This is a genomic window from Marinospirillum sp., from assembly GCF_014859565.1.
This window is the reverse complement of record NZ_JACUUA010000119.1, coordinates 1-10982: the sequence shown is the minus strand read 5'-3', so window position 1 is coordinate 10982 and position 10982 is coordinate 1. Positions and strand designations below refer to the sequence as shown.

10 protein-coding genes are annotated in these 10982 nt (G+C 47.2%); all 10 read left to right on the top strand.

All coding sequences use genetic code 11. The features are described 5' to 3' along the window. Positions 1 to 96 precede the first annotated feature (96 nt). On the top strand, positions 97 to 816 hold the full coding sequence (locus IBX50_RS13345; RefSeq protein WP_292256591.1) for a 2-C-methyl-D-erythritol 4-phosphate cytidylyltransferase: 720 nt from the start codon (positions 97 to 99) through the stop codon (positions 814 to 816). Then, on the top strand, positions 813 to 1325 hold the full coding sequence (locus IBX50_RS13340; protein WP_292256590.1) for a hypothetical protein: 513 nt from the start codon (positions 813 to 815) through the stop codon (positions 1323 to 1325). Before IBX50_RS13345 ends, IBX50_RS13340 begins: the two co-directional genes overlap by 4 nt. 8 nt (positions 1326 to 1333) lie before the next feature. Further along, entirely contained in the window at positions 1334 to 4849 is a 3516-nt protein-coding gene (locus tag IBX50_RS13335; protein WP_292256588.1) for a hypothetical protein, read from the top strand. Positions 4850 to 4937: 88 nt separating this feature from the next. After that, positions 4938 to 6056, top strand: coding sequence for a flagellin (locus IBX50_RS13330; RefSeq protein WP_292256586.1), 1119 nt, complete (start codon positions 4938 to 4940; stop codon positions 6054 to 6056). Positions 6057 to 6150: 94 nt separating this feature from the next. Further along, positions 6151 to 6528: a flagellin lysine-N-methylase gene (gene fliB / locus IBX50_RS13325; RefSeq protein ID WP_292256584.1), complete on the top strand. Its 378-nt coding sequence runs from the start codon at positions 6151 to 6153 to the stop codon at positions 6526 to 6528. After that, entirely contained in the window at positions 6513 to 7154 is a 642-nt protein-coding gene (locus IBX50_RS13320) for a hypothetical protein (protein WP_292256582.1), read from the top strand. Before fliB ends, IBX50_RS13320 begins: the two co-directional genes overlap by 16 nt. An 89-nt stretch (positions 7155 to 7243) precedes the next feature. Further along, complete coding sequence (locus IBX50_RS13315; protein ID WP_292256580.1) at positions 7244 to 7657, top strand: flagellar protein FlaG; 414 nt, start codon at positions 7244 to 7246, stop codon at positions 7655 to 7657. Between the two features lie 16 nt (positions 7658 to 7673). After that, positions 7674 to 9218 carry a flagellar filament capping protein FliD gene (gene fliD, locus IBX50_RS13310; protein ID WP_292256578.1) on the top strand — a complete coding sequence of 515 codons (1545 nt, stop codon included), beginning with the start codon at positions 7674 to 7676 and terminating at the stop codon, positions 9216 to 9218. A gap of 63 nt (positions 9219 to 9281) precedes the next feature. Next, complete coding sequence (gene fliS, locus IBX50_RS13305; protein WP_292256576.1) at positions 9282 to 9713, top strand: flagellar export chaperone FliS; 432 nt, start codon at positions 9282 to 9284, stop codon at positions 9711 to 9713. Between the two features lie 152 nt (positions 9714 to 9865). Beyond that, complete coding sequence (locus tag IBX50_RS13300; protein ID WP_292256574.1) at positions 9866 to 10975, top strand: flagellin; 1110 nt, start codon at positions 9866 to 9868, stop codon at positions 10973 to 10975. Positions 10976 to 10982 lie beyond the last annotated feature (7 nt).

Sequence of the window (10982 nt, the reverse complement as noted above, 5' to 3'; positions counted from 1 at the left end):
GCGGTGTTAACATCTACTCACTGAAAGACTACTGGCTGGATATAGGTCGCATGGACGACTTCAATCAAGCACAAACTGATGTCAGCGAGTTGTTTAATGCCTGACTTCACATTGAAAACACTGGCTATTGTTCCTGCAAGAGCAGGCAGCAAGCGATTACCGGGCAAGAACCTTCTGCCACTCCAGGGTAAGCCCCTGATTCAGTGGACATTAGACGCTGCATTAGCCTCTGAAAAAATTGATCGTGTCCTGGTCACCAGTGATGACCAAAACCTGCTTAAGCTAGCGGATCAATTAGGGTGTATGACACTGTTACGGCCTAAGGAGCTGGCTACTGATACTGCCAGCACCTACTCCGTGTTAGAGCACGCACTGCAACATCTGCATGACCAGCAGGTTTACCCAGAGCAAACACTGTTACTGCAACCGACCTCACCACTAAGAAGCACTGCAGATATAGACAAAGGGCTGGCATTAATGGAAGAAAAAGATACTGACAGTATCATCAGTGTTTGCCCCGTTGATCACCCAGTTCAGTGGTGTAATACACTGGATGATCAGTGCAAGATGGATAACTTCATCAGCAAAGAAATTCTTGGGCAGCGAAGCCAAGAGCTGCCAACCCATTACCGTATAAACGGTGCATTTTATCTGGCTAAAACTCCCTTATTACTGCAGCACAAGAGCTTTTTTATGCCGAATAGCTATGCACTGGTCATGGGTCAGGAAAATTCAGTAGACATTGACACTGAGCTTGATTTTTTATTTTGCCAGACACTTATGCAACATAAGACACTTTATAAGGATGAACAATGACCGTCCCGAACTATGCCTCAGATGATTTTGCACGCCTGGTTGGAAGTAAAACTTTTTGTGGACCTAACGCCTGGAAGCGCTTAATGACCTGGCTGGAAGTGGATCAGCCATTCCAGCTTTTTATGCAAGACTGGAAGGAACGTATTGCACCTGCTTACCACTCTAATCAACACATTGAAGTACTTCCTGATATTAAAGGTTTATTAGAGTATCACTTTGAGCACCTTTATCCATCCCAGTTTATTCTGCGGCTTTTTGAATTAGCTGAACCAAAGCTGCAAGAATGGCTTTTAACCAGTTTGAATGAGCAGCAAAAACAGATTTTACTTGACTGGTACAGAGACAGCCTGCTGGACAGAAAAAAAGGTTTTCTGGTGGATCGCTGGCTGGAAGCTTTTGAAGCAGAAACCCTGCAATATAAAGGTATTCCAGTTTATACGCCGCTTCGTGCAGAGCTATTCCGGAAAATCTCAGCAACCCTGAACCCTACTGTTAAACGCTTACGTTAAGGCTGTTTATGAAAACTCAAGCCATTATTACCACCTTGCTGGATCGCCAGGCCACCTTGTTACACACCCTGCTGGAAAGACAAAAGCTTGATCTGATCACGCCGCGCCTCTTTGCTGCAACAACTCAGCGTCTGGGCAATCAGTTTGGTGCAACCACCCATATCATCGAAGACCAACTGCAAGAAACTGAAGAAAAAGACTCTATTAAAGCTAAAGTAAAAGAGGCTCAAACATCACTGAGTCAGCAAGCACCGCAGCTTAAAACCTGGTTTGAGCAGCAAGGTCTTACAACAGATTTAACCAGTCAGTTCATTTCAGCAGCCACCTCAAGAACAGAGAAAATAATTAGCCTGTACGAAGGGCTCGATAAACTGAATGATGAGCTGGATATACGTGCCTTAATCGTAAATCAGGAATACCTGATTCATGAGGCTACTCTGGTGCAGTGGGCAAAAGCACGCAACGTGCCTGTCATCCACTTCTGCCATAGCCCCTACATAGCCCGTAATCTCGGTTCAATCCGGCATTTTTTATCGGATCACATCACTTTAGCCAGTGATCGTTGCAACGAAGTCCTTGATGACCTGTGTACTGGCAAAGGACAACGCCACACTACCGGCATGGTTAACTGGGATACCTACCGATCTTTGGACTTACCAGATATTGAGCAGCTCGCTACGACCTTAAGCCCACCAGAAGATGCACTGATTATCAGTTTTTTTACCACCTATGCAGTAAATGAAAACGCAACCTCTGATCCGGAAACCTACGAAAGAACCCTGGATGCATTTCTGACTGCTTGCCAACATGCTTACAAGAACTGTGATAGTACACTCTTTTTTATTATTAAAGATCGACCAACGGGCAACCAGTTCAGCTATGAGCAGGTGATGAACAAAGCACGAAAGCTCGGCATTGAGAAAAATCTGGCCTATATCTTTGATCGTCCGGAAAAAGTAGTGCTTTTTTCTGACATCACGGTTTCTCCGGGCTCCAGCATTGCCGTGGAAAGCATGGCCATGGGCAAGGCAACGATAGAGCTGATTGCCCGTCAGGTTTTTTTAGGGGGCCTGTGCTTTGCTGCTAATGACGGAGTCATCCAGGCTACACCAACCACACTACCTGATGACTTGCTTAACCTCTGCAAGAACGAAGAAAAGCGTGAAACCCTGGCTGACCAGGCTTTTGAAAACACGGCTTATGTTGAGGCGACTCAGGCACTGGATGCAACACGCCAGGCCACTGCTCTTTTGCTCGATGTTATCGGCGAGCCTTCGTTAGCAGAGCAAACACGTCAGGATGAAAACTTTTATGATCAGCTTAACCTGCGAGGTACAGATTCACGATTTGTGCGCAGTGATGCTTACAAAACCTGGCGTGAAAGAACCAAGCCCACAGAGCTGACCGGCCAGTTAATGGGAGAGCGCTACTTGCAATGGCAGCAACATCCGGTTTTTCATCTGGTGCTGGTGCTGGATAAAACCCTGTTTTCTGCTCTTGCAAATACGCTGGAAAGCCTGGAGACACAGATTTATAGTCACTTTGGTGTATCCATTATTTCCACTGAGCCAGCTCCAGAAGCCTTTGCGGCAGATAACAATAAGCTCCAATGGATTGAATCAAGCAATCCATTTATAGATATCAACGAAGTGTGCTCAGCAGTGGAAGCAGACTGGATACTGCAAATCTGGCCGGGCGATGAGCTTCATCCTCAGGCTCTTTTCCATTTTGCTGACTACATTAACCTTAATCCTGAATGGATGGCTATATACACTGATGAAGCACTGATGAAAGAGGCGACCCTGAATCAATCAGTGGATGACCAGACACGTACCAACCACGAATTAGCCTCACCGATTTTTAAACCTGACTTTAACCTTGATCTGTTACGTTCAACTGATTATGTCAATCGTTGCATCACCTTCCGCAAAGATGCCTGGCAAGCCCTTGGGGGGTACACCGCCTGTGGTTATCGTCAGAACGAAGATCTGGCTTTCAGGCTGGCAGAGCGTATGACACTACCGGCCATTGGTCATGTACCTTTTATCTGTAACTACCGTGGCACCTTTACCGATGCGCTGCAAAGTCACACAGATTTTGAAGAAGCTGGCAGCTACATTCGTTCGCAACATCTACAAAGACTGGGCTTTACTCATGCAAGCATAAAACCCGGCTTGCACGCGGGCATTTACAATTGTCAATTTTATACTAATGCGCCAATACAGCAGGTGGATTTACTGCTGGCAACGTCTCACCTGGACGAACACCTGCTGCGCTGCCTGCTGACTTTTAAAGAACACTGGGATGAGCGGCTACAACTAACTATTGGATCACCCTATTCATCCGAGCAGGTGCAGAACTGGCTTGCCCACCATGATGTTCAATTCACCACCACGCAAACCATTCAACTGAGTGGTGGTTGGCATGGGGTAGCAAAAGCCTGGCAGCAGTTAGTTGAGCAGACCTCAGCTGAAGTGTTTATTCTTACCTACCCCGATATACGTGCCGCACATGATCAGTGGCTCGAGCCGTTGCTGGATCAGTTATCACGCCAGGATGTTGCCGCAGCAGGCCCGCGTTTGGTGGATACACTGGCTCGCCTGAAAAGTGCCGGTCAGATTCTTGGTAAAGATGGTTTAATCGGCGACCTTTACCGTGGGTTCTTTCTGGAGCAAGAGTTACCGGGTTTGCAACGCGCCTGGTGCACTCAGAGCTTTAACTCGCTGAATCCAGCTTTTTTAGCCATTAAAAGAGCAGAATACCTTGCACAAGAGGGCCTTGACCCTGAGTACCACAGCCTACTCTCGATGAATGATCTGCTACTTCGTTTTTGCTTGAATGGTAAAAAACTGATCTGGACACCTGAAGTAACTTTTGCTTTAGGTAGCCGTGGTGTTCTGGAACAAGCTGCCAGCAGTCGCAAAGAGCAGGTCGCTTTCCGCCAGCGCTGGTTTAAACTCTTATGTAATGATCCAGCCTATAACCCGAACCTGGCACTCCGGGGCGCAGGCAACGAGCCGGACAACCTGTTATCTGGCCCCTGGCATCCAGCTTACCAACAGCGCACCCGCGTACTCTTCTGTAATCTGGATATGACTCGGGAGCAAGCTACAGCGATGACTTTTATTTCCGGGCAGATTAAAAATCTGATCCATAAAGAAGTGATTTCAGAAATGCACTACAGCTACCTGGCGAGCACTGAGACCCCACCCATAAGCCCTGCAGAATTAGGCAGAGCAGCCCCTGATCACCTGTTGTTAACCGGAAAACCAGATAATATCATCCATAGCCTTGCGGCCACTAAAGAGCTGCTGCCAGATCTGCTGCAGTATCATCTTGTTATTGCCAGTGAACAGGAATGGCAGCAGTGGCAACCCTATCAGCACATTATCGACCACTGGCTGGTTGCTGACAGCGACCTTATTGAGTTGATTAGCAGCAGCTCTCCGCAGGCAGTAACATGGTTGATTGAAGAGGATAATCCCGAGCTACAGCCTTGGCTGGCACTACTCAAAAAAAATTAAACCGGATGGCTAAAGTTACTGCAAAGCAAGCCGATAGTAAAAGTGTCAGAAGACAAAACCCTCATAACATGAGTACAGGAGCGACACCATGTCTCTAGTAATCAATACCAACGTTGCTGCCCTTAACGGTCAGCGTAACCTGGCAGCCACTCAGGCTTCACAAGCACAAACCTTTCAGCGCCTGTCGACTGGTCTGCGTGTAAACTCCGCCAAAGATGATGCCGGTGGTTTGTACCTGGCTCAATCTCAGACCAAAGATATCCGCGGCCTGGGCATGGCAACACGTAATGCCGGCGACGGTATTTCCATGGCTCAGACTGCTGAAGGCAACTTGGCACAGATTGGCACCAACCTGCAGCGCATTAACGAACTGGCTATTCAGTCATCCAACGGCACTTACAACACTGCTGCCCGTGAAGGTCTGCAGAAAGAAGTGGATGCCCTGACACAGGAAATCAAGCGTATTGTTGAAAGTACCGAGTTCAACGGCCAGAAGCTGCTGAACGATGAAGCAAAAAGCCTGACACTGCAGGTCAGTTTCAAAGATAAAGACAACTCACAAATCAGCGTAGGTTTGCAAGGCGGCATTATCGCCCAAGACAATATTAAAAAAGAGTTTACTTGGGCAGGCTTGGATGACACCAAAACATTTCAAACATTAGCTTCAGCACAAAAATCAGCAGGCGAAGCGGGTAAAGCAGCACTTACTGCTCTTGCTAGTGGCGCAGAGGTTATTTTAGCCGGCAAAACTTTCTCTTGGTCTTCTGCAAATGCGGGTACAGGTGCTGCCGGTGATTTCAAGACCTTGAACTCCGCACAACTAAGCGCTTCAGCTGCCGTAAAAGCCAGCACTGACGTAGGTAATGCACTTGAAAGCATCCTCAAGGGCACCCTTACAGAAAAAGAAACAATTGACATCTCCACACAAGTAGGTGCTCAAGTCGCCATCACTCAGACTCGCCAAGCAATTGACGTCGTTTCTGAGTTACGTGCCACCTTTGGTGCGGTTCAAAACCGTTTTGAAGCGGTGATCTCCGGTAACCAGATTTACTCTGAAAACCTGCAAGCAGCCCGTAGCCGTATTCAGGATGCTGACTTTGCAACTGAAACCTCTAACTTGGCTAAAAACCAGGTTCTGCAGCAGGCGGGTGTTGCTGCTCTGGGTCAGGCGAACGCTTCCTCTCAGGTGGTGCTGGGTCTGCTGTAAGCTTCGGCTTTACCGCTTACCTACAGCTTTAATGCTGTCAAACCCTCAGCCGCAAGGCTGGGGGTTTTTTCGCTCTTTGTTCAGGATAGCTATTATGCAAAAAGAACTACTCGCCCCCAAGTACGCCCAGGAATTTATGTGTACTGGCCCCAAATGCCCTGATGACTGTTGCCACGGCTGGACAGTGAGTATTGATCCAGCCACGCTGCAGATCTATACCACCCATCCGGATATCAGCCGCCTGGTTCAACCCTTTCTTAAAAACAATAGTGATTTAGCCACAAAAGATTCAGCCCCCGCCTCATTAAAGATGAAACCAGAAAATGAGCAATGTGAACTGCAAGACACCAGCGGGCTATGCAAAATACAAAAACAGTTTGGTGCAGAGGCTTTAAGTTCAACCTGTGCACTCTACCCACGCATCTATCATTCGCTGGGTGATGATAATCTGGTAATGTGGCAACACTGCTGATTCAGCGTGCAGAAAAACTACTGGAGGAAGGCGACTCCAGTGAAGTCAGTATGAATGATCTGCTGACGCTGTTCTCTGATTTGATTAATGAGCAGTATTTTGACAAGCAAGTGCTGATGTTAAAAGAAAGTGAAGCCGGCGGTCTGCCACTGGTTATCCTACAAAACCTATTGGGTATGCCGCAGAAGGCGGGGCGTTTTCAGGAAGAAATCACCAAAATAAAAACAGGGCTAGGTATTAAGGAAACAGCAGATATAAATAGTGCAACCCTGGAGAAGTTAGAACAGGCACGGCGCGATTATCTGTGCTCACTGGAGAAAAGCCACCCGTGGTTACTGGAAAACCTACTGGTGAACTGGTTACTGACTTCACTCTTTCCGATCAGCAAAAGACGCATCAGTGATGGCTGGCTGGATTTAATCACTCGTTATCTACTTATTCGTACACTCCTGGCCGGACTGGGCGCTCATCAACAGCAGCTAACGGTCGATGATGCGACACGCCTGATTTACCTATTTGCACGCAATGTCAACAGCAACCCCATCAAGCTGCAGAACTTGCAACTGGCACTTGTTGGCAAAAACCTGAACCAGCCTGCAGCACTTGTACATGCGCTGCAACTGTAGCCAGCATTTTTTTCATTAAAGTTTTCACTCATCCTTCCGATATACTAATTAATAAGTGTGATACTTGACCGCAACTGCGGAGGGGCAGAATGAACACTGATTTCCCGCTGAGCAACAACTTAGCAGACAAATCGGGCTTGTCTTCACCTACTCAGAAGGTGATCACACCTGTAGAAAGTGCTCGCCCAGTAGGCCAGGTTGAGGCAGCCAGTCAGCCGAAAGAAGAAGAAAAGCCTGTTAAAGAACAACCAAAAGAAACAGAACAGCCTGTAATGGATGCCGAAGAACTGCGGCAGGTACTGGATGAAATCAACAGTGCCCTCTATTCCTACAATCGTGGCTTGCGATTTGAAATTCATGAAAAAACAGATGACATCATCGTCCGAGTCTTGAACACAAAAACTGACGAAGTGATCCGTCAGTATCCTTCGGAGGATGTGCTAAAGAGACGCGAACAACTGATTCGTGGTGAAACCCTTAGCCTGATTACTCAGGTCGATTAAAACGAGGAGCAGCATTATGTCGAGCATCAGTTTTAACGGTATCGGCTCTGGCATACCGGTTCAACAGATTGTTGAGGCCAGTGTGGCAGCTGAGTCTCGCCCTTTACAGTTTTTACAGCGCGATCGTGATTTTGCTAAAGCTCAGATCAGCGCTTATGGCCAGCTAACAAGTCGCATGGATGCACTAAGATCAGCCATGGAAAAACTGAAGGGTGAAGACAAGTTTGCTCTGCTCTCAGCTAAATCAACCAATGCCAATTTATTTACGGCAACTGCAAGCCGAGAAGCAGGCGCTACTAATGGCAATTACGCCATTGAGGTACTTAGCGAGGCAAAAAATTATCGCTTTGTGTCTGCAAAAATTAATAATGAAAAAAATACCAGCGGGGAAGCTGTTAATCCTTTAAGCGGAACCCTGACCATTTCCGGCGCGGATGTAAAAGATGCCAACAACAATCCCATTGAAGGCTTAAAAGATGCTGACGGCAACCCGCTGACAGTCACCATTGATATTAACAGCCTGACTGACCGCTCTTTAGACGGTGTACGCAAAGCAATCAATGATGACCCTCGCTTAAAAGGGCTGGTACAAGCCAACCTGATTCAGGATGGTGATGGAGCACGTTTATCCATCAACACTATCGGTACGGGTGACGAATCTCGCTTTACTGTTTCCATGTCTGATAACCCTCTAGACCCTTCCGGCGATCCAATTTTTCCAGCAGACTTGAAGTCTGACTTTTCATCGAAAGACTACAATCCTGCTGACCTGCAACAAACATCACTGGATGCCAGAATCCTGATTGAAGGTGGCATTGAGCGTAGCAGCAGCACCAATGTTTTTAATGATGTTGTCACTGGTGTCAACATCACTTTAAAAGCGGGTGCAGCGAGTTCGGACAACAAAAAAGGGACGCTGGCAGTGACTGCCGATACGGCTGAAATCAAAAACCGTATCAACAATTTTGTGAAGGCATACAATGATGTTGTAATACACCTGAATGAGGCCAAAAAAGGCCCTCTTTCTAATGAAAGTGTTTTGCGATCCATTGAAAGCGTTTTACGAAAAGAGCTGCTGACCCCAACAGGTGAAGATGGCGATCTGGATAACACACTAAGTAGACTAGGTGTTAAGACTTTCGTGGAGCGCGGTGGCGATGCCAATAACCCCAGCTCCAGAAACGGTACTCTTGAGCTGGACAATACAACACTGGATAAATTACTAGCGGATGATTTTGACAAGCTCGCCTATGTTTTTGGTAACGAAGAAACTGGGTACGCAGCACGTTTCTCATCCCTTGCAGCCCAACTTACCTCAACTACCGCTGTTAATGGCCAGCTGCAAAAAGGACTGATTCAATCCCGCAACGAAGGCTTAAATCTCGAAGTCAAACGGATAGAGACCCGTATTGAGAGTACCGAGATGCGATTAAAGTCTTTCGAGGCTCGTCTATACGCACAGTTCAGCTCCATTGAAGGGCTAGTCGCTAATCTAAACTCTACCGCTAATTATATTGGCCAACAAATCAACGCGCTCCCAGGTTATCAGAGGAAGAAATAGATAGCCGGTTTGTTTTGATCAAGGCATCCAAGGGTGCCTTTTTACACCGAAAGGATAAATTGTATGAGTTACAAGAAACAACTCAGAGGTGTTGCGCAGTATGTACGCGGCAGCGCTGAGGCCAGTGTGCTGGAAGCATCCCCCCACCAACTAATTGAAATGCTGTACAAGTCACTTCTTGGTCGCCTTGCTGCAGCAAAAGGTGCTATCCAGCGTGCTGATACCATTCTGGCAACCCAGTCTATTAATCGTGCTCAGTCGATTCTGATTGAACTGCGCACTTCTATAGATTTTGAGAAGGGTGGCGAAGTAGTACAGAACCTGGATGATTTGTATGAATATTGTGGACGCAAGCTGGTTGATGGCATGGCAAGCAACAACATCGACATGATTGATGAGGTCATTAATCTGATCAAACCCATTGCAGAGGCTTGGAGTGTAATCAAAAAGGAAGCAGAAGAGATCCTTGCAAAGCGCGAGACAGAATCTGGTTAATTGGCATATTAATTGCTAATAACCCATCACACTCAGCGGAAGAATCATAATTAGGTGAAGGTTCCTTGGTTTCAGCTGAGATAGCGGCAAAAACCTGCCGCCATTGAGGTCAATCTTTGCCAGCAGCTTAGACTACTCGTAGGAGTTCAGATATGGCACTTGTTCTTAATACCAACATTGCGGCATTAAATGCCCAGCGCAATTTGTCCAGCACTCAGGCACAGCAAGCAACTACTTTTCAGCGGCTTTCAACTGGCTTGCGAGTCAATTCGGCAAAGGATGATGCGGCTGGCCTCTACCTGGCTCAAAGTCAGACCAAAGACATCCGCGGCCTGAATATGGCCACCCGAAATGCCAGTGATGGTATTTCCATGGCACAAACCGCTGAAGGTGCACTTGATCAGGTTTCTGCTAACTTGCAACGCATTAATGAACTGGCAATCCAGTCTGCTAACGGCACCTATAACACCGCTGCTCGTGCCGGCCTGCAAAAAGAAGTGGATCAGCTCACCAGTGAAATCAAACGCATTGTTGAAACAACTGAGTTCAATGGTAAAAAACTGCTGAGCACAGCGTCTGAATCTTCAATTCTGCAAATAGGTTTTAATGACAGAAGTGATGCACAGATAGGTGTCGGTTTGGAAGGAGGTCTCCAAAACCAGAACGAGATCAAGAACACGCTCACCTTTGCTGGTGCTGATCAGGTATTCAGTGAGACTTCTGCCGACGTCAGAGTTCTTGCACAAAATGCGGGTACTGCGCGTTTTGCTGAGTTTGCTAGTGGTATTGCAGGATTTACTTCCGGCATTGAATACTCTTACAACATTGCCGGTGAGACCATTACCTTTTCAGCTGGCAGCACTGGCGCTGCACGTACTTCTGCAGGCCAGGCAGTTGCTGCAACTGTGCGCCCCGGAAATGCACTTAAAAGTATTCTTGAAGGCGGTTTGTCTGAGCAGCAAACGATCAACATCACAACTCAACTTGATGCTCAGATTGCCATTTCACAGACACGCGATGCCATCAATGTGGTTTCTGAGTTTCGTGCCACCTTCGGTGCGGTGATGAACCGCTTTGAAGCGGTTATATCAGGTAACAATATCTATTCTGAGAACCTGAGTGCTGCCCGCAGCCGTATTCAGGATGCTGACTTTGCAACAGAAACATCCAATCTGGCCAAACAGCAGGTATTGCAGCAAGCTGGTGTTGCTTCACTGTCCCAAGCCAACCAGGCTAGCCAGGTGATTCTCGGCTTGTTATAAGGATTCA